The sequence below is a fragment of the Yoonia sediminilitoris genome, from assembly GCF_003058085.1.
Taxonomy (GTDB): Bacteria; Pseudomonadota; Alphaproteobacteria; order Rhodobacterales; family Rhodobacteraceae; genus Yoonia; species Yoonia sediminilitoris.
On sequence record NZ_QBUD01000004.1, the window covers coordinates 242,463 to 263,562 of the forward strand.

Sequence of the window (21,100 nt, forward strand, 5' to 3'; positions counted from 1 at the left end):
AAATTTTGACAAACATCAATTGCGTCAGGTGAAGGGAAATTTTTGCAATGCAGTCCAGATGGTTAGCATTGGGACCCGGTGCGTGATGCCCGCACCCCCATCAGGCGTTTTCGAAGTAAGATGGAAAATCAGCACGCACACGCTCTACGATGGCCTGCACGCCTTGGATATGGTCGCGCAGTGCCGCTTCAGCGGCTCCGGCATCGTCCCGTTTGATTGCGCAGACGATGGACTGGTGTTCGTCACATACGATCTGGCGGCGCTCTTTGGACAGGCTGAGAAAACGGATGCGGTCCAGATGGGCCTTTTGTTCCTTGATCAGCGTCCAGATGTGCGCATGGCCAGCCACGTCGCAAATGATTTCATGAAACCTTTCGTCCAATGTATGAAATCTGGCGGTCTCTGCGCCAATGGCGTCTTGCTGCTGTTGCAGCGTGCTTTGCAACGCAGCGAGAAGTGCCTTGCCAGAATTTGACATCGCGGTGCGCAGACATTCGGTTTCCAGCGCCGTGCGTGTAAAGACAGCGTCGTTCACCTTGCCAAGCGATATCCGGGTGATCAGCGTGGCGCGCTGCGGCCGTATCGCGATAAAACCCAGATTAGCCAACCGAAAGAAGGCGTCACGCACCGGTTGCCGTGACACCCCGAGTTGTTTGGCGATTTCCCCTTCGGACACTTTGGTACCGGGCGGGAGCGCGACCGAGACGACTGCATCATAAAGCGTATCAAAGACTCTGTCTGTTGCAGAAACCTGGGGCGTTTCAATCGGAGCAATGTCCAAAGCTGCCATCGGTGTGTCCCTTGAAATTACGGGATCTCCTTTAGCGCAGAAATGATTTTGACACAACTGACCATCTAGCATATTAGCAGTACAGTTTTCCTGAGTTTGGATATCAAACCATGCCGCTCACCGCGCCAGATCGGCTTTTTCCGCCGGAACAGAAACAAAAAGACCTCGCGCGTGCGCTGTACCGGTCGGTTGCCGATCTTCCGATCATCAGTCCGCACGGGCATTGTGACCCACGCTGGTTTGCCGAAGATCGCAGGTTTCCGAACCCCTCTGACTTGTTCGTCGTGCCCGATCATTATGTGTTTCGGATGCTGGTCAGTCAGGGCGTGCGCATGGCTGATCTTGGCATTCCGCGTCTGGACGAGGGGCCGTCGGAAACCGACCCGCGCAAGGTTTGGGCCCGCTTTGCGCAGAATTACCACCTGTTTCGCGGCACCCCGTCCGCATTGTGGCTGGACCATTCCTTTGAACATGTTTTCGGGATTGATCAGGTCCTGTCGGCGGACACGGCCACAGCAATCTATGACCAGATAGAGGCAAAACTGGCCGATGATGCCTTTCGCCCCCGCGCCTTGTTTGAACGGTTTGGCATTGAATTGCTGGCCACAACCGAAGGGGCGTTGGATGATCTGGCGTGGCACCGGCAAATCCGTGAAAGTGGATGGTCTGGCCGTGTTGTCACGACCTACCGGCCCGATGCCGTTGTTGACCCCGACTTTGAAGGGTTTGCCGCGAACGTCGCGGCCCTTGGTGCCCTGACGGACGAAGATACCCAAAGTTGGACCGGCTATCTTGCCGCCCATCGCAAGCGCCGCGCGTTCTTCAAATCCTTCGGTGCAACGGCAAGCGATCACGGCCACCCCAGCGCGCATACTGAAAACCTGTCGCACGCCGATGCAGCAGCACTGTTTGCCAAGGTTTTGTCAGGCGATTTCACAACAATCGAGGCAGAGGCATTTCGCGGCCAGATGCTATTGGAAATGGCAAGAATGAGCCTTGATGACGGGTTGACCATGCAAATACATGCAGGGTCACGGCGCAACCACGCGGCACCCGTCTTTGCAAAGTTCGGGCGGGACATGGGCTTTGATATCCCCGGCCCCACCGATTACGTTGTTGCGCTCAAACCGCTGCTGGATGCCGTGGGGATGGAGCCCGATCTGAAGATCATCCTGTTTACGCTGGATGAAACGGCCTATAGCCGCGAGCTGGCACCACTGGCCGGGGCCTATCCAGCGCTAAGGCTTGGCCCGCCCTGGTGGTTTTTCGACAGTTACGAGGGGATCAAGCGGTTCCGCGAAACGACGACCGAAACCTGCGGCTTCTATAACACCGCCGGGTTCAACGATGACACGCGGGCGTTCTGCTCAATCCCGGCGCGCCATGACGTGTCCCGCCGCGCGGACAGCGCCTATCTTGCTACGCTGGTGACCACAGGCCGCCTCCGCGAGGCCGAGGCCTTTGAGATAGCCCCCGACCTTGCCTACGGGCTTGCCAAAACAGCCTATAACCTTTGAAACGAGAGAGCCTTGATGACAAACACCCAAACCCGATATGCGATTGATCCCGAGGCAGCAAAGAGCTTTGATACCGACAAGCTGCGCGAACATTTTCATGTAGGTGATCTATTCAAGCCGGATGAAATCCGGCTGGTCTATTCGCATTATGACCGCTTGATCCTTGGCTCTGCTGTGCCCCAAAGCAGGCCTCTCACGCTGGACCATGTGCCTGAAACTGGAACGGCAACCTTTTTGGAGCGCCGCGAGATGGCGATCCTGAACCTGGGTGAGACAGGCAAAGTGTCGGTGGGTGGCGAGGATTACGGCATTGCACGGGGCGAGGTTTTGTACATCGGCATGGGGGCGGGTCCGGTGACGATGGAAGGCGGGCGGTTCTATCTGCTCTCCGCCCCGGCCCATCGCACCTGCCCCACAACGCTGATCAGACTGTCTGATGCACGCCGCGTCGAAATGGGCGCGCGTGAAACTGCGAACGAACGCGTCATTATCCAGTTTCTGCACCCCGAAGTCTGCGAAAGCTGCCAGCTTTTGATGGGCTATACCCAGTTTGCCCCCGGCTCCATCTGGAACACCATGCCCGCGCACACGCACGACCGCCGGATGGAGGCTTATCTCTACTTTGATGTGCCACAGGATCAGCGTGTCTTTCACTTCATGGGCCAACCCGATGAAACCCGTCATATCGTCATGGCGAATGAAGAGGCGGTGATTTCCCCGCCATGGTCTATCCACTGCGGGGCGGGCACCGCGTCCTATACGTTCTGCTGGGCAATGGCAGGCGACAATATTGATTTCACGGATATGGACATGGTGTCGATGGAGACCCTGCGATGAGAGATCCGTTTCGGCTGGACGGCAAACGCGCTCTTGTAACGGGGGCCAATACGGGCATTGGGCAGGCGATTGCTATCGGTCTTGCCCAAGCGGGCGCCCATGTGATCGCTGCCGGTCGGTCGTCGTGTGATGAAACCGTCGCAATGATGGGCGGGGGTGAGGCGCTGATGCTGGAGCTTGCCGACCCTGCTGCGGCAGCGGCGGTTGTTGCAGAACATAAGACGCTCGATATCCTTGTGAACAACGCTGGGATCATTCGCCGTGAAGACAGCGTAGATTATAGCGAGGCTGACTGGGATGACGTGATGGATGTAAACCTCAAGGCGGTTTTTATGCTGTCCCAGAGTTTCGCCAAATCCGCGATGGCACGCGGGGCGGGCGGGCGGATTGTGAACATCGCCTCGCTGCTCAGCTTTCAAGGGGGCATCCGCGTGCCTGCCTATACCGCGACCAAACATGGGGTGGCGGGGCTGACCAAGGCGCTGGCCAACGAATGGGCGCGTAACGGGATCAACGTGAATGCGGTAGCCCCCGGCTATATCGCTACCAACAACACCACGGCCCTGCGCGAGGACCCAAAGCGCAGCGCGGAAATCCTGTCGCGGATTCCTGCGGGCCGCTGGGGTGATCCGGCCGATATCGCGGGTGCCGTGACGTTTCTATGCGGCGCTGCGTCAGGATATGTGACGGGGGCTGTTCTGAACGTCGACGGGGGCTGGCTTGCCCGATAGTCCAAGGCTGCAACGCAAGGGCCCAAAGCCCCGGGCAGGGATCGTTCATCTGGGACCAGGTGCCTTTTTTCGGGCGTTCAATGCGGTTTACACCGATCAGGCGATGGCGGCGGCGGGTGGCGATTGGGGGATTATCGCGGTCAGCCTGCGCAGCCCGACCGCGCGGGCCCAACTGCTGCCGCAGGACGGCGTCTATACCACTGTCACCGCGTCAGAGACCGCACCCGATAGCGCGATCATCGGGTCGATCGTGGACGTCATGGCAGCACAAACCGACACCGATCGCACGGCGATTATCGACGCCATGGCTGATCCTGCGATCAAGATCATTTCGCTGACCATTACCGAAAAAGGCTATGGGCATGATCCTGCGACTGGCGGAATCGACCGGCAGCATCCTGACATTGCGGCAGATCTGGAAAACCCGAACCGGCCTGCGTCAGCGGTTGGCTTAATCGTTGCTGCCCTGCAAGTGCGGCAGAAGACCGGTGCCGGGCCTGTCACCTTGCTCAGCTGTGATAACCTGCCTGCGAACGGGGCTGTGCTTCGGTCCGTCGTACTGGACTATGCGCGCGCAGTGAACAGCCCAGATCTGGCAGACTGGATCGCGGCGCATGTCACTTTTCCCGCCACGATGGTCGACCGCATTACCCCTGCCACAACGGCCGCTGACATTGCGCAACTGGCCGAAACCGCTGGTTATTACGACCCGGGCTGCGTGATGCATGAAGCGTTTCGGCAGTGGGTGATCGAAGATGATTTTGCATGCGGCCGCCCGGCATGGGATCAGGTGGGCGCACAATTGGTGGCGTCAGTGGAACCTTTCGAGATGATGAAGCTGCGCTGCCTGAACGGGACCCATTCAACGCTCGCTTATCTTGGGTATCTTGCCGGGTTTGAAACGATTGCGGATTGTGTTGCCGATGCGGATTTTGCGGCACTTTGCGAACGGCTATGGGCGGATGAAATCACGCCCGTTGTTCCGCAGCCCGACGGGGAGGACCTGAATAGCTATTGCGCGGCACTGATGAACCGCTACCGCGATCCGGCGATCCGTCATCGGACATGGCAAATTGCGATGGATGGCAGCCAAAAGCTGCCGCAGCGCATACTGGGGACAATCGCAGACAACCTAGCCGCAGGGCGGGTGCCTGCTGGTCTGTGCATGGCCGTGGCGGGATGGATGAAATATGTCGGCGGCGTCGATGAGAATGGTGCCGCGATTGACGTGCGCGACCCGATGGCGGGCGTGCTGAAACAAACCAGCGACGCGGCGTCCGACAAGGTTGCGGCGCTTTTGGGGATTGAAGAGGTCTTTGGCAAGGCGCTTCCCAAACACGTGGGTTTCTGCGCGGCGGTGGCCCAAGCCTATGACAAGCTTGACAGCTTGGGCGCTCATGGCGCTGTGCGGGATTATCTGCGGTCGTGACCCTTTGGGATGGCGATGCTATTGCGGCTGTGCCTGAATGGACTCAAGGAAGGTGACAAGATCAATGATCGGCTGACTGGTCATGATCAGAATCCCTTCTTCGCCACGCATGGCCACCCCTTTTCCTTCGAAAAAGCCGCCGAACACGGGCATCGGGCTCCCGTGCGACAACAGCGTGTCGCGCCCATCCACCTTGGCGATGATCCCTGATATGGGGAAGGTTCCGCCCGCCTTGGTTGTCAGTTGGGTCAGGTCCGTGGGCTGGATCAGCAGCACCGATGCCATCGGACCCTGCCCACGCGCGTCAAGCCCGTGGCAAGTCGCGCAATGGGTTTCATAAAGTACGCGCCCGACTGCGGCATCCTGTGCAAAGGCTGTCGTCGCAGAGACCAGAAGGCTCAGTGTAATTGCCAGACGTTTCATGGCTGTCCTTTCCTGTGTTGATCAGCGGGGCGCGTGCCCTGAGTGATATCAGCCTAGTTTGGCTGACGAGGCCCCGCCATGATCTAGATCAGACAATGCGCGTTAGTTCAGAGCCGTCCTTTCGATGATCGTTGCACCTGATTGAAGTTGGTCATTGGGGTGGGTGACCACCCTGTCCCCTGCTGACAGGCCATCAATGACTTCTGCAAACTGTCTGTTCTGGCGCCCGATGCTGATTGTCTGCTCACGCGCAGTTCCCGCTTCGGCCACAAAGACCGTCCAGGCGTCGTTACGTTTGAAAATGGCGCTCAGCGGAACTTGCAACACATCTTCCTTTCGCCATTCCGTGATCCGGAGGAAAACCGCAAAACCGTCACCCAGACTGGCGCGATCCTGCGGCGGGCTGGTGATGTCAAAGATGGCATCAAGGCGCTGTTCCTCGATCCCCAGCGCCGAGATTTTCGTCTGTGCGGCGGGCGCGATGCTGGTCAGAACTGCCGACAGAGGCGCAGGACCGCCCCAGCGATCCACGACCGCAGTGGCCCCCTTTTGCAAACGGACCGCATCGGTTGAAAGCAGGTCAGCGACAATTTCCAGATTTGCAGGATCGCCGATTTTCAGCAGCGGGGCACCCGTGACCACGGGCCGTTCGCTGGTGTCTGCCACTGACAGAACAACACCGTCGGCAGGGGCCTTGATCTCAAGACAGCAGACTGCGGTACTCTCTTCGGTATCTGCCGGGGTTTGCAGCATGGTTCTGGTCCGTGCCAGCGTGCTTTCGGCCATATCGACACGGGCATTGGCGGCCTCAACAGTAGCGTTGGCCACGGCAAGTCGCTGTGCGGCGTCTTCCAGACGGGTCAGCGAAGCAACCTCGCGGCGCACAAGGGTTTGGGTGCGTTCAAACTGTGATTTGGCCAGATCCTGATCGTCAATCGCGCGGGCAAGGTCGGCTTGGGCGACATGCAATGCCGCTTCGGCCTCTTGTACCGATGCTTGCGCTTGCAACAGGCTGCGACTGTCCAGCAATCCCGGCGTGACCGGACGGACGGCAGCAACCAGCGTTTCGCCCGCCGCAACCGGATCACCCACCTTCACAGGCGACCGCAGAGCGGTGCCCGTGATTGGGCTGGCCACATCGTAAATGTCCTTGATCCGGGTAACGCCGTCTGCATTGATCGTCACCACAAGCGGGCTGCGGGTGACGGTATGCAGGTCCACCGGGACAGGATCGGTCCGGAATGTGACATAGGCCAGCCCGACCACAAGGGCCGCACCCATAGCTGTCAGCCCAATTGTGCGCGGTTTCCACGTCATCGCCTACTCCCTTACCTTCATTACTGAAACGAGATCTTGCCTATCCAGCCTGCGCCGCACCAGCATGACAGAACCGAAGCTAGCCAGCAGCACCACCAGACTTGCCTTGGCAAAAATCGCCGGGCGCAGGACCACGGGCATATTGTACAGGTCGCTGGAAAAGCCCGTCGCCATCGCGGTGGCAATCTGCGCCCCGATCAGCCAGCCAAGCGGTTGTGCCAACAGGGCCAGCAACATGGTTTCACCGATCAAAATATACGATACTTCGGCACGGGTGAACCCAAGGATGCGCAGGCTTGCCAGTTCCCGCGCGCGTTCCGACAACAGGATGCGCGCCCCGTTATAGGTCACACCAATGGTGATCAGTAGCGCAATGACGAGATAGACGGTGTTCATCAAGCCAATGGTTTGCTCGATTGTTTCAGAAAACGACCTGCGCGAATCCGTCATCATCACAACACCGACCAGATTGGGAATATCTTTCAGCGCCGCGTGCATTTGGGGCACCTGGCTGTCGTCCAGCGATACATTCACCACCGACACGCGCGTCGACTGGCGCAGCAGCACGTTCACATCATCCAGATCCATAAAGGCACCAAGCCCGAAATACTGCTCGATAATGCCTGTGACGCGCAATTCGTGGCTTTCCTGCCGCCCACCAAGGAACTTGGCCGTCACACTGTCACCGACCCCCACGTGCAGGTCCGCGGCCAGCCTGCGCGACAGGACAACCCCGCCGGGGGGTGCGTTGATCTGTTGGCCATCCATGCCGATGACACGGCTGAGGTCTGTATCAGGCTGGCGCGCCTCGATCATTGTGCGCTTTTCATGAAAACCGTTGCGTAGGATAACGGAATGAAACTGCTGCCCTTCTGCTTGCAGGACAGCCGGTAGATCGGCGGCCGTATCAACCACGCCAAGCGGCATATCGTGGGAAAGCACCAGCATCGCGTCCTGACGGTTGGTATCGTAAAAGGCGCTATCGACGATCTTGTCCAATGCGTCATTGAAAAACGAGGGCGCGACCACGGTCGAAACGGCAAGTGCCAACCCCAGTATGGTCAGCGCACTGCGCACTGGCCAGCGCAACAGGCTGCGAAGGATCATGATGGTTGGTTGGCTTAACCGCATCGCCACCATTGCCCGGTCAATCACGGACCGTTTGAATTGGGCAGGTGCAGGGGGCTGCATCGCGATAGCGGGGGCCAGACGGGCCGATTTGATCACCGCCTGTGTTGCACCCAGCGACGTGGTCACAAGTGCCGCCAGCCCCGATGCAGCATAGACCCATGGCGACATCGTGAAAATCAGGAAAGGAAAGTCGAAATAGAGTGCATATTCCAGTGCCAATTCACGGGCCAGCCAGCTGCCAACCAGCCATCCGATTGCGACCCCAAGCACTGCAATCATCGCCGCCAGCATCAGATAATGTAAACAGATCTCAAGGTTGGAGTATCCCACGGCCTTGAGCAGACCAATCTGGCTGCGTTGCAACGCAATGATCCGTCCCATGACCATGCTGACCAGAAAGGCCGATATACCAAAGAAAATTGGCGGCAGGATCGACGCCATGATGCGCAATTGGTTTATTTCGGCATCAATGAAACCGTCAGAAGGATGCAGCGCCCGACCGTAAGCGCCCAGACCACCGTAGGGGTCCAGCAGACGGTCAACCGCATCAATGACATTTGCGGTCTGCGCACCTGCGGTGACCTGCAAGGTGACATCGTTGAAGGCTCCGGCCATATCAAAGGCTGCGTCCACCGCGCGTTCTGGCATCCAGATGATGCCAAAGGTGGCATTGTTTGGCATGATCGCGCCGGGGCCGATGGTATAGATGAATTCAGGAGACTGGACGGTGCCTGTGATGGTCAGTTCCCGCTTTTGACCGTTTAAATTGGCATAGAAGCTATCGCCGGGGCGAAACCCATTGGCGATTGCGAAATTGGCATTCACCAGCACTTCGCTGGTGGATTCAGGGTCGGGATAGCGCCCGCTCTTCAGGATCGGCACATTCAAGAGCGGCGGACCGTCACTGGGCAAAGACAGAATGCGCCCGGTCACGCTGACGGCGACGCCGGGCAAATCAAGCACGGTTTCACCCACAGTGCGGGTTTCCACGGCCCAAACGCCCTCAATCGCGGCCAGTTCGGCGATCAGCCGGTCAGGGGCGCGACGCACGGCGCTGAACACATCGGCAAAGCGGTTGCGTTCATAATATGTGCTGCGGGTGTCGCTGAGCGCCTTATACATGCCCATCCCGGTAAGAAGGATTGCGACGCCACATGCCAAGACGAGCGCAATCGCCAAGGCTTGCTTCCACAAGTGGATGAAATCGCGCAGAAATTTTCGATCAAGTGCAGGCATCACCAGACAATCTCTGATGGGGCAAGCTGCGTTTCATTGATCTTCACGTCGCTGATCTTGCCATCCTGGAACTGGATCACCCGATGCGCCATGCGCTGGATATCGGCGTTATGGGTGATGATGACGGTGGTGGTGCCAAACCTTTCGTTGATATCCTTGAGAACCTCAAGAACCTGCACGCCTGTTGTGCTGTCCAATGCTCCAGTGGGTTCGTCGCATAGCAGAATCTCGGGCCGTTTTGCGATGGCACGGGCGATAGCCACGCGCTGTTGTTCGCCGCCTGACATCTCGGACGGGAAGTGGTCCATACGCTCGCCAAGACCGACCAGCGATAAAGCTTGCTCTGCGGGCATCGGATCAGGGGACACGTCAGTGACAAGCTGCACATTTTCGCGGGCAGTCAGGCTGGGCACCAGATTATAGAACTGGAAAACGAAACCCACGTGGTCGCGGCGATATTGGGTCAGGCCACGGTCGGACATATGGGTCAGTTCGGTGTCGCGAAACCAGACACGGCCTTCAGTCGCATGGTCAAGACCGCCAAGAATATTCAGCAGGGTTGACTTGCCGCTACCAGAGGGGCCCAGCAAGACCGTCAGTTCGCCCGCAAAAAGTTCCAGATCGACGCCGTCCAGCGCAAAGACCTTCACCACCCCGGTTTGATAGACCTTGGTAACGCCTTCAGTGCGAAAAACGGTCTCTGGCACGCATGAAACCTTTCTGTCTGATCCGGCACTGCCGCACACAGCACCGCTTCCGGTTGATCCTAGCGGAGCCGATACGCAAAGCAAGACAGACAAATGTGAGCTGCGATAAGGGACTATCTTGCTGGCCGAAAAAGCATCTGCGCGCCCTTTGCGCAGATGCAGATCAACTGATGCGCTGGCCTTCGATCACGAACATCGTGGCTGGCCATGCGATCGGCAGGTTCAGGCCGGTTGTCATCAGAACGCGGCCCGACAGGCTGAGTGGTCCGGCCATCAGGCCGGGCGCACCGCGCGAATGGGCGGCCCGGTCTTGGGGATTGACCAGCGTCACGCGGTAGATTGCATCTGGGTCAAGGCCCGTCAGTCGGACCGGTCGCGGCAGGATTTGTTGTGTATAGGCGGCTTGCCCGACAAAGGTTACGAACCGCGCGCCGTCCGCCGCAATCTGAATTTCAGCGGTCACGGTGGGGTCGTCGCAATCCAGTTGGTGGATTGCACCGGCCATCATCCAGTCGCGGTTGGCCTTGTACCATGCCGTGACGCGGCTCAGCAACGCCTCGTCCTCGGGCGAAAAGTCCCGCAGGTCACTTTCAAAGCCCATATGCCGCATCGCAGCCACCCATGACCGAAACGCCATCGGAATGTGCCTGCCGGTCGTATGGGATTTGAATGCGCCGACATGGCTGCCCGTTATGGCCGAGGGGATCACAAGCGCCGCTGCCTGCTGCATCCGCAACCGTTCCAGCGCGTCGATGCAATCGGACAACCAGACGCGAGTGGTTTGCTGCAATATGCCATAGTCGATGCGCCCCCCGCCCGAGGCGCAGCTTTCAATCTCGACGGTTGGATGGGCCGCGCGCAGCCGGGCCAAAAGGTCAAGGATGCCGTCCCCTTGCGCCGCGTCCACCACCGGCAACAGCCGATTGTGATCCCATTTGAGATAATCAATCGCGTTTTCGGACAGGATCGCGTCAAGCTTGCCGAAAAGATAATCGCGGACCTCTGCCCGCCCCAGATCAAGCACCAACTGATAGCGCCCTGTCACCTGATCGGGCGCGCCAAGAATCCAGTCGGGATGTGCGCGGTAGAGGTCAGATTCCGCGTTCACCATTTCAGGTTCGACCCACAGCCCAAAACTCATGCCCTCGGCATGGACTTTGTCGATCAGCGGGGTCAGCCCGTCGGGCCATTTGCGCCGGTCGATATCCCAATCGCCCAGAGATGTTGTGTCGTCATCGCGTTTGCCAAACCAGCCATCGTCCAGCACAAAACGTTCAGCTCCGATGCGGGCGGCACGTTCGGCCATATCGGACAGAACGGCAAGATCGTGATCAAAGTAAACGGCTTCCCAGCAGTTGTAATGGACCGGACGCGGGCGGTCGGGGTCTGGCCACGGCACCAGCCTGTCGCGCACATGCGCCTGCAACTGCACTGCACAGCCGTTCAGGCCGGTATCTGACCGGGCGATGGTCAGAGTCGCAGTTTCAAACTGTGTGGCCAGCCCCTGCTCTGCTCCCATTGCATTGCCAAATTGCATCAGGCGGCGGCCGCATGGCAATTCTTCGGCGATCATTCGATGGCCACCGGGCCAGCCATAGGCAAAAGCCAGCGCGCTGCCATCGGTAAAGCGGGCACCGTGCGTGCAGGTATAGGCAAAGGGCGGCACCTCATGCCCCGAGCGGCCAGCGCGCCCTTCGCGCAGGCGGGCGCCGGGGCTGAAAGGTTGGCGGTGCAGATGGAATTCGCTGGTCCATTTCCCTGCAAACTCCATGACGTCACTATGATCCCCCGGGACCGGCAGCACCGGGGCAGAGAGCCAGTTCAGCCGGACAGGGTCGTCTGATGTCAGCATGGCTTGCAACGTCAGAACACCATCAAGCGTGATTTGCGCCCTATAAGTCAGACCCAAAGTTGCATCTCGCGCGATCACGGTCGCAGTCTTGTCTGCAATTTCGATGCGGGCGCTTGCGAAGGCGGGGATAATCTCTGCACCAGCAATATCAGCCAGAAGCAGCGCGGGCTGGCCCTGATAGACGCCATCGCCCAGCGGGCAGATCGTCAGCGGTGCCAGAGCATCCAGCATACCCCCCGTCAGGTCCATGACATGCGCAGCGGCCACCTGATCCAGATCTTCGGCCGCTGGCAGTCGCGGCCCAAAATAGACCACAGCAGGCAAGCCATCGGTGGGCGCCAACAGCAGCGTTTGTGTCTTGTCATCAAGTCGGTAAATCATGGGCAAGGCCAGTAATTTGAATGCCGCACCCACACTGCGGTGGATGCATCCGGATGAAAGACTCTCTACAGCGACCGGAATGTGAGTGCCACACCGAAGTGCGCATCCGTTACGGGATCACAAACCTAAACATCCCACGCAATATCAAACCGGGCGACAACTGCCTGCACCTGATCGTCGGTCAGCCCGCGCGCGTTCATCCCGCGCGTTATCATCGCCAGTCTGGCAGCGTCTTCAAGCTCCTTAATGGCATTGCAGACGGCTTCGACATCCTTGCCCGCGACGACGGGGCCGTGATTCGCCAGCATCACCGCTGAGCGTTTGCCCGCCAGACCACGGACCGCTTCACCCATCGCCGGATCACCGGGCAAAAAGAAGGGCAACAGCTTGACCTTGCCCAGCTTCATAATCCCGTAAGGGGGTCAGTTGGGGCAAAAATTATCGGTATCTGCATCGGGCATCATCGACCATGCGACCGAGTGGCAGGAATGCAGATGCACGACCGCCCCGGTGACGGCGCGCGTGTCGTAAATGGCCGTGTGCAAGGGCATTTCCTTGGTTGGCTTGTCGCCACCCATCAGCTTGCCCTGATCGTCAAACCGGCTGAGCCGAGCCGGATCAAGCCGCCCGAAACTTGTGCCCGTTGGCGACACCAACAGCCCCCCATCCAGGGTCCGGGCCGAGATATTGCCAGTGCTGCCGTGGGTCAATCCACGGTCAAACAGGGACTTGGCCAGCAGGCAATTCTGTTCGCGCAGTGCGTTGTCCTGTGTCATGCGCCGGACAATAGGCGATCAGCCTTGGTAAAGAAGTCGGGGGCGCCGAAGTTTCCTGATTTAAGTGCGACCACCAGATTGGGCCGCGCGCGCAAGGCGGGCACGCCGGGATCAATCTCTGGCCCGATTTGCAGTTCTGTCAAACCAAGCCCTTCCACGATCGCGCCGGATGTTTCGCCACCGGCGGTGATGACACGGGTTGCGCCACCGACCACGGCAAGCCGTGCGACTTCGGCAAAGAATGCTTCCAACATGTCCGCAGACCGGGTGCGACCGTATTTCGCCTGCACCTCTTTCACCACTTCGGGGTCGGCAGAGCTATAGGCCAGCGGCAGCCCGTCTTGCTCAAGCAGCCACGCGGCCATGTCCTGTGCCGTCAGGCGCCCTTCGATCACATCGTCGGCAATGATCTCTTGCGCCGGATTGTCTGCCCTGTGGGCAGCAACCTGCGCGCGCGTGGCAACAGAACAGGACCCCGACAGCGCAATCGCCTTGCCATCCTGCCCCGTCCATGGGGCGGCAGCGGCGGTACAGCCAAAGTTCGCAGGCAACCCAAGTGCCACCCCTGATCCACCCGTAATCAAGGGCAAGCCAGCGGCAGCCTTTCCGATGGCCAGCAAATCGGCATCGCGGATTGCATCGACAACGATATGCCGGTGGCCTTTCTGATGCTGCGCCTCAAGTGCCGCCGCCACATTATCGGCAAAGACATGCTGCACGCTGACGTGACCTACAGTGTATTTCGTCTGCGGGGCCAGCCATCGCCGGATGTCAGAGTCAGTCATCGGTGTCAGCGGGTGGTTCTGCATCCCGCTTTCCGACAGAAGCATATCATTCACGAACAGATGGCCCTGATAGATTGACCGACCGGTACCGGGAAACGCGGGGCAGATGATCACCTTATGCGCGCCCAGCGCATCCGCCAAAGCATCTGCGACAGGGCCGATATTGCCTTGCGGCGTGCTGTCAAATGTCGAACAATATTTGAAAAATATCTGCGTGCAGCCTTGCGCCTGCAACCACTCCAGCGCCGCAAGTGATTTGGCAACCGCTTCGGCCGGTTCAATCGAACGTGACTTCAGCGCGACCACACCCGCCTGCACAGACCGGTCGGCCGGGCGGTCTGGCACGCCGGTATATTGCGTGACCCGCATGCCGCCTTTGGCCAATGTGTTAGCCAGATCGCTGGACCCGGTAAAATCATCGCCGATACAGCCAAGATGCATTGTTCGTCCTTTCAAACCCACCCTATGCTTTGTTGCGCGGATTGCGCGCATAGTCTATGCTTGTCTCCATGAAGCATGTTCCAAAGGAAACCACTGACGATGCGCTTATTCAGGAATTCCTGAACAAGGGCGGCAAGGTCAGCATTGGCAAGACCAAACCCGCCCCGGCTGAATTGGGGCTTAGCAATAACGTCTGGAACAACAAGCTGACCAAGGAAGAGAAGTCCGCGCGCGACAAAAAGTGACCGTGCAATTCTCTCAGGCCAATGGGTAGCTGTCGATTACTCAAAACATCCCGTCCGCCCCTGCAACGCAAACAGGATTATCTGAGGTCCTAGGCAGATAAGACATCCGCCCAGATCGGCAGATGGTCTGATGCTTGTCTGGCCTGGGCCCCTTGCGCCACACCTGCGTCGGAAAGGACCAAATCACGGGACAATGCAACCCGGTCAAGGGCTGCGACAGGGCGGGCTGCGTGGAAACTGCGACCGGGGGAATGCAATGTGAACGCCCCCGCCAAAGGCTCGAAACCGCGCGCATTTGCCCATTCGTTCATATCGCCAATCACCACCACGTTGTCAGCCTTGCCCAGATGCCCGACGATCCGGTGTAACTGCTTGCGCCGCGACTGGCGCAGCAGCCCCAGATGGACACCCACGACGGTCAGACCGGTTGTCAATTTCACGGCAACAGCGCCGCGCGGCTCTACCCCTGGCAGGCCGATCCGGCTGGTGCTGGCCACTTGGCAACCACGGCGGACCAGAATTGCATTGCCATGCCAGCCAAGGCTGACGTCATTCTGGGCCAACGGGACCAGATCAAAATCGGTCGCGCGCGTGATCATCTCCTTGGGGATGGCCGCGGGTCTGTCGCCCAGTCGCCTGTCTGCTTCCTGCAAGGCGATGATATCCGCATCGAGGGCATTGATCACATCAACGATCCGGCCGGGGTCTCGCCGCCCGTCAAGGCCGCGCGCCTTGCGGATATTGTAGCTTGCGATGCGGAGGGGCCTGCTATGGATGTTGTGGGTCATGTTCATTATGTAGGATAAAGCAACCGAAGTAACAGGGCTGTTCATGCTGTTCTCCCAAATCAGACAACAGGGGCGTGTGGTTCTGGGCCTTTGGGCGCTTCTTGTTCTGACAGGGCTAGGCGCGGCTTACGAAGGGCGCTGGTCGCTCAGCTTTGTGGCAGTCGCGACGCTGGGTCTGGCGATGGCACCCGTCATACTTGCCAAGCGGTATGATATCACGCTGCCCTTGCCTTTTGTCGCCGCGATCACGTTGTTTCTGATCGCATCCATTTTTATGGGCGAGGCGTTTGATTTCTACGAACGGGTCTGGTGGTGGGACATCGCACTGCATGGATCGTCTGCCATCGGGTTCGGACTGATCGGATTTGTCTTTGTGCTGATGATGTTTGAAGGCGACAGGTTCGCCGCACCCCAATGGGCAATGTGCCTGTTGGCGTTTGGCATTGCGGTCACGGTCGGTACAACGTGGGAAATCTTCGAGTTTGCGATGGATAACTGGTTTGGCCTGAACATGCAGAAATCCGGGCTTGATGACACGATGGGCGATCTGATTGTCGATGTGCTGGGTGCGGCTTTTGCCGTCTGGCTTGGCTATGTCTATCTGCGCGCCAAGGACCGGTCATTCTGGACATGGCCGATTGACCGTTTTGTGGCGCTCAACAAACGCCTTTTCCGCAAACATCGCTAGGGTCGGGACCCATTATCGGCCTTCATAAAGTGCCAGCAGACATATCACCGCAAGGCTGCAGCAGCCCGCAGTCTTTAGCGGCGACAGGCTGTGGCATATGACGACTGCGATTTTGGCCGAAACCTCTGCACCGTTGCCCGTTTTCATATTTTGCGCGATCCGCTTGACTCTGAGCAGAAGGCGGGACGTTTTTCAAACAAGGCCCAATCCGCCGATGCGTGCATGGGCAACGCGGGTGACACCTGCGAGCGAAAGGATCAACCCGGTAATGACCGCCAGTGCGATTCCGTCACGCACACCGGTCAGGCCAAAATCAAACACAACTCCAAAAAGCCAGTTGAACAAGGCCACACCTATCCCTTGGCGGTAGATCCCGATCCACATCGTCCAAACTGCCTTTTTCAGGGCCTGCAATAGCGAATTGACGGAAAACAGCATGACATAGATTGGCAATACGACAGCTTCTACCTTCAGGAATAGCGCGCCAATTCTGATCACTTCGGGGTCGGACGAAAACAGGCTGCTGGCAAGGCCGCCTCCGAACCAAAGGAAGGGAAATGCGCAGCCAGTTGCGATCACACCCAGCATCCAGCAACGCCAAACTATTAGCCGTACAAATGTCCGGCGTAATGACTGGGATGTATGTTCGCAGTTTTTGGTTTGTTAACCTTTGTTTCACGACCCTTCTCGGCTTGTGACCAAGGAAATGCGACGTGCAGAAATACGCGCTGGAAAAAGGCATCCATAATCTGTTGATAAACTGCGCAGCATATCAGCGCGGCCAGAACCTGTTGCTGGTCCATGAAATTGCAGACGACGGGTATCAGACCCGACACTCATCCATGATGTGCGCCGCGTCGCGGAAGGGCTAGGATTGGGTGTTCATTGCTATGCAGCCCCGTTTGACCGCGATGTGAATGACCCGCAGCCAGAACTTGCAGCACTGATGCGCGATGCGGATTGGACGATTTTTCTGGCCCGTCTGGGGGATCAGATCAGATTTCGCACCAGAGATGCCAAACGGAACCAAATCATCAATTACGCGCTGGATCGGGACATGCTGGCGTCGCCATATGGTACAATTAAGTATTGGGCCTTTGTGGAGCTCAGCGGCCTGATCAATGACGCATTGCAACGGGCCCGCGAAATTCAGGTTACATGCCCTGCCGGGACAGATTTCACAGGCAGGGCAGCCGATAGGTCGACACGCCTTACCAACACCATGCGCAGGCGTTTTCCAATGTCGGTCTTTGCGCCGGTGCCGACCGTCAACTTTTCCGGTCGCATCGCCCAAAAAGGATTTCTGGCCGGCACAGGGTCACACTATTGCACCCCATCCTCGTGCGAGATCAAAAAGACGCTGTTTGTGGATTTTGAGGGGACACAGATCACCGGGTTCGACGGCTCAATAAAGGACGTGATCACAGCCACAGAACATTTTGAACGGGTCGCCAAGCGATACGGGCTGGACCCTTACTATGTCCATTCATGGCACGCGGGTATTCATCCCGGATGCGCCTACAAAGCGACAGCCGGCCAAAATCTGGAGCGTTGGAGCGGGTCTGCATTCGGCAACCCGCGCCTGCTGCATTTTCATACCTGCGGCGAAAATCCGCCCGGTGAAATATCGCTCAATGTGCTTGTTCCGACAATCCGGGTCGATGGCATTGCGCTTTGGGAAAATGGTGTTCTGATGCCAGAGCGTCTTGTGGGTGGTCGCCTGCTCTTGGCATCATACCCCGAAATGGAAGCGGCTTTTCTCAATCCGGCCCGGCAGGTGGGCCAGGCGGCGTGCGGTCAACTATCCTTTGTCTGAACCGTTTCATGCAGCCACGACCGGAATACATCGACCTTTTGTGATTTCAGCGCAGCGTGGTCGCAGACGAACCAATAGGAGAACTGCGATTGGACGAACTCGGGAAACGGATGGACCAATTTGCCCTTCGCAATGGCGTCAGCAACCAGTGGGCCACGGCCCATGGCGATCCCCAGCCCCTGGATCGCCGCCTGCACCACAAGGTTTGCCTGCCCATATTGCCGCGTGCGGGAAAAATGTGGCAGAGCAAGCCCGCTTTCGTTCGCCCAGTATGCCCAGTTCGAAACAAAATCAGGCGAGTCCAACTGGTCTTGCAGGATAACCTGATTGGCCAAATCGTCCAGAGATGTCAGCGACTGGGCGACCTGCGGCGCGCAAACCGGCGACATGGTTTCCGTCATCAGCAATTCGGCGTGTAGCCCCGGAAATCCGCCTGCGCTGTAGGAAATGAACAGGTCAGCATCACCCGAATAGGGGTCGCGCGCCTGCGGGTCGGTTGACAGTGAAACAAGCGTTTGTGGGTTCTGGTCATCAAAATGCAGCAGACGCGGCAGCAACCACAAAAAGGCAAAGCCGGGCGGCGAACCGACCAGAATGCGCTTGCTGTCCTCTTGCGCTGCACCGCGCAGATCGTCGCAAACCGCTGTGATCAACCCAACGCCTTCGCGGGTGGCCTGCGCGAGCCTCTCTCCGGCCTCCGTGGGGAGTGTCTGCCTGCTGCGCCGGATCAAAAGCCGGGTGCCGATCCAACTTTCCAACTGTTTGATTTGCTGGCTGACGGCGCTTTGCGTCACGTTCAATTCATCTGCCGCGCGGCCGAAACCGCGCAGGCGCACAACCGCTTCCAGCGTACGCAAGGCGCTAAAAGGCAATGTCTTGAGCATATTGCAGCGTCCCCGTATCAGCGCGCACCCTAATACTGCGGCAAACACGGCTTCTGGGCAACCGCTGCGCCTTGCGTTACCCTTTCCCCTGTAGGTCAGGTCGGAAAGGAATGGTCATGTTCTTACGCAATTGCTGGTACGTCGCAGGCTGGAGCCGTGACTATACACAAGCCCTGAAACCGCAAAAACTGCTTGGCGATGATATCGTTCTTTATCGCAAATCCGATGGCAGCCCCGTTGCACTCGAGGACGCGTGCCCGCACCGCAAACTGCCCCTGTCTATGGGCGCGATAGAGAATGACCATGTGGTTTGCGGCTATCACGGGCTGACCTTCGACTGCACCGGCACCTGCATCGACAGCCCGACCCAGCGTGGCATGACGCCGCGCCGCGCTGTTGTCCGGTCCTACCCCGTGGTAGACCGTTACCGCCTGTTGTGGATCTGGATGGGTGATCCGGCCCTCGCCGACCCTGACAAGATTTTCGAGATCGAAAATTTCGATGACCCGACATGGGGTGCGACTGACGGGGGGATCTTGCCGATTGCCTGCAACTATCTTTGGGTCGTGGATAATCTGCTGGACCCCAGCCACGTTGCATGGGTGCATGTCACATCATTTGGCGGCGCTGGAACGCAAAGCCAGCCGCTTGATATGGAAAAGATAGATCGCGGTGTTATCGTGTCGCGCTGGATCTACGACCAACTGCCGTCGCCCTACTACAAGAATCTCGTGCGCTTTGAGGGCACCTGCGACCGCAAACAGCATTACGAGATGTGCTTCCCCGCCATCGCGCTGAACAAATCGGTCTATACCCCCGCAGGCACCGGTGGGCCGGGCAAGCCTGCGGTGGACCAGACCTACATCAATATTTCCTATAACTTCCTCACCCCGGTTGATGAGGAAAACACCCAATATATCTGGTTCCAGCACCGCAATACCGACCCCGATAATGCCGCGATTTCCAACAAAATGAACGACTGGGCGATCATGGCATTCAACGAAGACAAGGTCATTCTGGAGGCGGTGCAAAAGGGCATGGCCGATATGAAAACCCCCAATATTGATCTGGGGCTGGACCTTGGTGCCAAGACATTCCGCAAGCAATTGCAGCGCCTGATTGACGCTGAGCAAGTCTAGCGCTGCCGCAATTTCTCCAGCCGCGCAAACAAATCATGCGCGGTTCTCCACGTGACCTGCGCCTTTTCATCCGGGGTCAGGTCAGCAGGTTCAACGGCATGGGCATAGGGATCATCCTTGAAAATCGGATAATCCGACCCCAGCATGATACGATCCGCGCCCAGCAGCTTGACCGCCGCTTCCAGCGCGCGTGGGCCCAGCGATGCACAGTCGTACCAGAGCCTGCGCAATCGATCGGTGGGAAATGGCGCATCGGGGTTGCGGTGTCGGGCGATGCTTTCGATCCGCTCGAAGATAAACGGCAATGTGCCGCCCAGATTGACGATCTGAAAGCTGATGTTGGGGTAATCGTCCAACATTTCCGACAGAATGACGGTGAGCGCCACCTGTGATGCACTCGATTGCAGATCGACAGCCGACAATCGGTATTGCACAAAATCAGCGGGTAACGGCGGCGGTTCCTGCCCCACTTTCAGACCCGGATGCAACATGATGTGGCAGCCAAATTCATTGGCGGCCCGCAACAAGGGGGCCATTGCCGCCGCCTCGGCCAGCGAGTTGAAGTAGTTGGATGGCAGAATAATCCCCGGCAGGCCAAGGTCCCGGCGAATGCGCGTGACCTCTGCGCAGGCCAGATCCATATCATCCAGCGGCACCCCCGCCAGCCCGATCAATGCGCCATCCGTATCGGCACCAAGTTGCGCAAGGTAATCATTGTAGCGGCCAATCGCCGGGGCAATTTCAACCGCTGGCAGCAAATCAACGCCCAGCGCGCCGGGGAAGGTCAGCAACCGATGGGTCAACCCGGCGGCACGCATCGCAGCCAACCCGACGCGGTGGTCTTGGTAATGGTCGGTAAAGGGGAATTCACCGTTCATCGCCACCATTACCGTCACGCCATCATCGCGGGTGCGCAGGTAGGGGCGCACGGTCCGCGCGCGCAACGTATCGACCAAACCACCACCATAAAAATGGGCATGCATATCGACACGGCTATGTTGGTCAATCATGCCATGCTTCCTTACTTTCCGCTGCTCGGGACGCCTGCCTTCATTTGCGCGGCCCGCCCGCGGCGGACAACCTGAAAGCACAAATGACGAATATCAATTCGGCGGCTGTGCGTAAACGCTAATGTACTGATGCGGCAGATGCTGTCGCGCATTTACGGATACATGAACGACGACATA

The 21,100-nt window shown here is 58.4% G+C and carries 19 protein-coding genes and 1 pseudogene; 8 read left to right on the forward strand and 12 right to left on the reverse strand.

Annotated features, from left to right (window positions below; translation table 11 throughout):
• Window positions 1–100: 100 nt before the first annotated feature.
• Window positions 101–790: a GntR family transcriptional regulator gene (locus tag C8N45_RS11085; RefSeq protein WP_108386305.1), complete on the reverse strand. Its 690-nt coding sequence runs from the start codon at window positions 788–790 to the stop codon at window positions 101–103.
• 110 nt (window positions 791–900) lie between these two features.
• On the opposite strand from C8N45_RS11085, the gene uxaC reads away from it, so the two are divergent.
• From uxaC to C8N45_RS11105, 4 genes are read left to right on the forward strand one after another with little or no spacing between them, the layout of a single operon-like run.
• Entirely contained in the window at window positions 901–2,307 is a 1,407-nt protein-coding gene (gene uxaC, locus C8N45_RS11090) for a glucuronate isomerase (RefSeq protein WP_108386306.1), read from the forward strand.
• A 15-nt stretch (window positions 2,308–2,322) separates the two neighbouring features.
• Window positions 2,323–3,144: a 5-dehydro-4-deoxy-D-glucuronate isomerase gene (gene kduI, locus C8N45_RS11095; RefSeq protein WP_108386307.1), complete on the forward strand. Its 822-nt coding sequence runs from the start codon at window positions 2,323–2,325 to the stop codon at window positions 3,142–3,144.
• Window positions 3,141–3,875, forward strand: a complete 735-nt coding sequence (gene kduD / locus C8N45_RS11100; RefSeq protein ID WP_108386308.1) for a 2-dehydro-3-deoxy-D-gluconate 5-dehydrogenase KduD — start codon at window positions 3,141–3,143, stop codon at window positions 3,873–3,875. Before kduI ends, kduD begins: the two co-directional genes overlap by 4 nt.
• Window positions 3,865–5,304 carry a mannitol dehydrogenase family protein gene (locus C8N45_RS11105; RefSeq protein WP_108386309.1) on the forward strand — a complete coding sequence of 480 codons (1,440 nt, stop codon included), beginning with the start codon at window positions 3,865–3,867 and terminating at the stop codon, window positions 5,302–5,304. Before kduD ends, C8N45_RS11105 begins: the two co-directional genes overlap by 11 nt.
• 18 nt (window positions 5,305–5,322) lie before the next feature.
• Here C8N45_RS11105 and C8N45_RS11110 read toward each other — a convergent pair whose 3' ends face one another.
• The 7 genes and pseudogenes from C8N45_RS11110 to otnK all read right to left on the reverse strand — a co-directional run bounded on the left by C8N45_RS11110 (window position 5,323) and on the right by otnK (window position 14,353).
• On the reverse strand, window positions 5,323–5,727 hold the full coding sequence (locus tag C8N45_RS11110) for a c-type cytochrome (RefSeq protein ID WP_108386310.1): 405 nt from the start codon (window positions 5,725–5,727) through the stop codon (window positions 5,323–5,325).
• A 102-nt stretch (window positions 5,728–5,829) separates the two neighbouring features.
• Window positions 5,830–7,044, reverse strand: coding sequence for an efflux RND transporter periplasmic adaptor subunit (locus C8N45_RS11115; RefSeq protein WP_108386311.1), 1,215 nt, complete (start codon window positions 7,042–7,044; stop codon window positions 5,830–5,832).
• Between the two features lie 3 nt (window positions 7,045–7,047).
• Complete coding sequence (locus C8N45_RS11120; protein WP_108386312.1) at window positions 7,048–9,411, reverse strand: ABC transporter permease; 2,364 nt, start codon at window positions 9,409–9,411, stop codon at window positions 7,048–7,050.
• Window positions 9,411–10,118, reverse strand: a complete 708-nt coding sequence (locus tag C8N45_RS11125; protein WP_108386313.1) for an ABC transporter ATP-binding protein — start codon at window positions 10,116–10,118, stop codon at window positions 9,411–9,413. Before C8N45_RS11125 ends, C8N45_RS11120 begins: the two co-directional genes overlap by 1 nt.
• A 163-nt stretch (window positions 10,119–10,281) precedes the next feature.
• A complete protein-coding gene (locus C8N45_RS11130; protein ID WP_181868929.1) occupies window positions 10,282–12,351 on the reverse strand; it encodes an alpha-galactosidase in 2,070 nt (689 codons plus the stop codon).
• A 125-nt stretch (window positions 12,352–12,476) separates the two neighbouring features.
• Window positions 12,477–13,127, reverse strand: a pseudogene (gene otnC / locus C8N45_RS11135) (3-oxo-tetronate 4-phosphate decarboxylase).
• Window positions 13,124–14,353: a 3-oxo-tetronate kinase gene (otnK, locus tag C8N45_RS11140; RefSeq protein WP_108386314.1), complete on the reverse strand. Its 1,230-nt coding sequence runs from the start codon at window positions 14,351–14,353 to the stop codon at window positions 13,124–13,126. The pseudogene otnC and the gene otnK overlap by 4 nt, the downstream one beginning before the upstream one ends.
• A 68-nt stretch (window positions 14,354–14,421) precedes the next feature.
• On the opposite strand from otnK, the gene C8N45_RS23225 reads away from it, so the two are divergent.
• Window positions 14,422–14,598 carry a hypothetical protein gene (locus tag C8N45_RS23225; protein WP_168769456.1) on the forward strand — a complete coding sequence of 59 codons (177 nt, stop codon included), beginning with the start codon at window positions 14,422–14,424 and terminating at the stop codon, window positions 14,596–14,598.
• A gap of 89 nt (window positions 14,599–14,687) precedes the next feature.
• On the opposite strand, the gene C8N45_RS11150 is transcribed toward C8N45_RS23225, so the two are convergent.
• A complete protein-coding gene (locus tag C8N45_RS11150) occupies window positions 14,688–15,431 on the reverse strand; it encodes an endonuclease/exonuclease/phosphatase family protein (RefSeq protein WP_245882639.1) in 744 nt (247 codons plus the stop codon).
• Here C8N45_RS11150 and C8N45_RS11155 point away from each other — a divergent pair.
• Window positions 15,430–16,074: a DUF2238 domain-containing protein gene (locus C8N45_RS11155; protein WP_108386316.1), complete on the forward strand. Its 645-nt coding sequence runs from the start codon at window positions 15,430–15,432 to the stop codon at window positions 16,072–16,074. The two genes, C8N45_RS11150 and C8N45_RS11155, sit on opposite strands and share 2 nt — an antisense overlap.
• 192 nt (window positions 16,075–16,266) lie before the next feature.
• On the opposite strand, the gene C8N45_RS11160 is transcribed toward C8N45_RS11155, so the two are convergent.
• Window positions 16,267–16,680 carry an MATE family efflux transporter gene (locus C8N45_RS11160; RefSeq protein WP_258793187.1) on the reverse strand — a complete coding sequence of 138 codons (414 nt, stop codon included), beginning with the start codon at window positions 16,678–16,680 and terminating at the stop codon, window positions 16,267–16,269.
• 268 nt (window positions 16,681–16,948) lie between these two features.
• Between C8N45_RS11160 and C8N45_RS11170 the strand changes: the two genes are divergently transcribed.
• Window positions 16,949–17,890: a hypothetical protein gene (locus C8N45_RS11170; protein ID WP_108386319.1), complete on the forward strand. Its 942-nt coding sequence runs from the start codon at window positions 16,949–16,951 to the stop codon at window positions 17,888–17,890.
• On the opposite strand, the gene C8N45_RS11175 is transcribed toward C8N45_RS11170, so the two are convergent.
• Window positions 17,872–18,774: a LysR substrate-binding domain-containing protein gene (locus C8N45_RS11175; RefSeq protein ID WP_108386320.1), complete on the reverse strand. Its 903-nt coding sequence runs from the start codon at window positions 18,772–18,774 to the stop codon at window positions 17,872–17,874. The two genes, C8N45_RS11170 and C8N45_RS11175, sit on opposite strands and share 19 nt — an antisense overlap.
• A gap of 116 nt (window positions 18,775–18,890) precedes the next feature.
• Here C8N45_RS11175 and C8N45_RS11180 point away from each other — a divergent pair, with 116 nt between their 5' ends.
• A complete protein-coding gene (locus C8N45_RS11180) occupies window positions 18,891–19,913 on the forward strand; it encodes an aromatic ring-hydroxylating dioxygenase subunit alpha (protein WP_108386376.1) in 1,023 nt (340 codons plus the stop codon).
• Here the strand turns inward: C8N45_RS11180 and C8N45_RS11185 are convergent.
• Window positions 19,910–20,923 (reverse strand): amidohydrolase family protein, encoded by a 1,014-nt coding sequence (locus tag C8N45_RS11185; protein WP_108386321.1) that lies wholly within the window; start codon window positions 20,921–20,923, stop codon window positions 19,910–19,912. The two genes, C8N45_RS11180 and C8N45_RS11185, sit on opposite strands and share 4 nt — an antisense overlap.
• Window positions 20,924–21,100: the final 177 nt, after the last annotated feature.

Excerpts from the sequence above, each read along its gene's own strand:
- C8N45_RS11085 (WP_108386305.1), bottom strand. The coding sequence starts at position 790 with ATGGCAGCTTTGGACATTGCTCCGATTGAAACGCCCCAGGTTTCTGCA.
- C8N45_RS23225 (WP_168769456.1), top strand. The coding sequence starts at position 14,422 with ATGAAGCATGTTCCAAAGGAAACCACTGACGATGCGCTTATTCAGGAA.
- C8N45_RS11150 (WP_245882639.1), bottom strand. The coding sequence starts at position 15,431 with ATGAACAGCCCTGTTACTTCGGTTGCTTTATCCTACATAATGAACATG.
- C8N45_RS11155 (WP_108386316.1), top strand. The coding sequence starts at position 15,430 with ATGCTGTTCTCCCAAATCAGACAACAGGGGCGTGTGGTTCTGGGCCTT.
- C8N45_RS11180 (WP_108386376.1), top strand. The coding sequence starts at position 18,891 with ATGTTCTTACGCAATTGCTGGTACGTCGCAGGCTGGAGCCGTGACTAT.
- C8N45_RS11115 (WP_108386311.1), bottom strand. The coding sequence starts at position 7,044 with ATGACGTGGAAACCGCGCACAATTGGGCTGACAGCTATGGGTGCGGCC.
- C8N45_RS11185 (WP_108386321.1), bottom strand. The coding sequence starts at position 20,923 with ATGATTGACCAACATAGCCGTGTCGATATGCATGCCCATTTTTATGGT.
- C8N45_RS11130 (WP_181868929.1), bottom strand. The coding sequence starts at position 12,351 with ATGATTTACCGACTTGATGACAAGACACAAACGCTGCTGTTGGCGCCC.
- kduD (WP_108386308.1), top strand. The coding sequence starts at position 3,141 with ATGAGAGATCCGTTTCGGCTGGACGGCAAACGCGCTCTTGTAACGGGG.
- otnK (WP_108386314.1), bottom strand. The coding sequence starts at position 14,353 with ATGCATCTTGGCTGTATCGGCGATGATTTTACCGGGTCCAGCGATCTG.
- C8N45_RS11175 (WP_108386320.1), bottom strand. The coding sequence starts at position 18,774 with ATGCTCAAGACATTGCCTTTTAGCGCCTTGCGTACGCTGGAAGCGGTT.
- uxaC (WP_108386306.1), top strand. The coding sequence starts at position 901 with ATGCCGCTCACCGCGCCAGATCGGCTTTTTCCGCCGGAACAGAAACAA.
- C8N45_RS11120 (WP_108386312.1), bottom strand. The coding sequence starts at position 9,411 with ATGCCTGCACTTGATCGAAAATTTCTGCGCGATTTCATCCACTTGTGG.
- C8N45_RS11110 (WP_108386310.1), bottom strand. The coding sequence starts at position 5,727 with ATGAAACGTCTGGCAATTACACTGAGCCTTCTGGTCTCTGCGACGACA.
- kduI (WP_108386307.1), top strand. The coding sequence starts at position 2,323 with ATGACAAACACCCAAACCCGATATGCGATTGATCCCGAGGCAGCAAAG.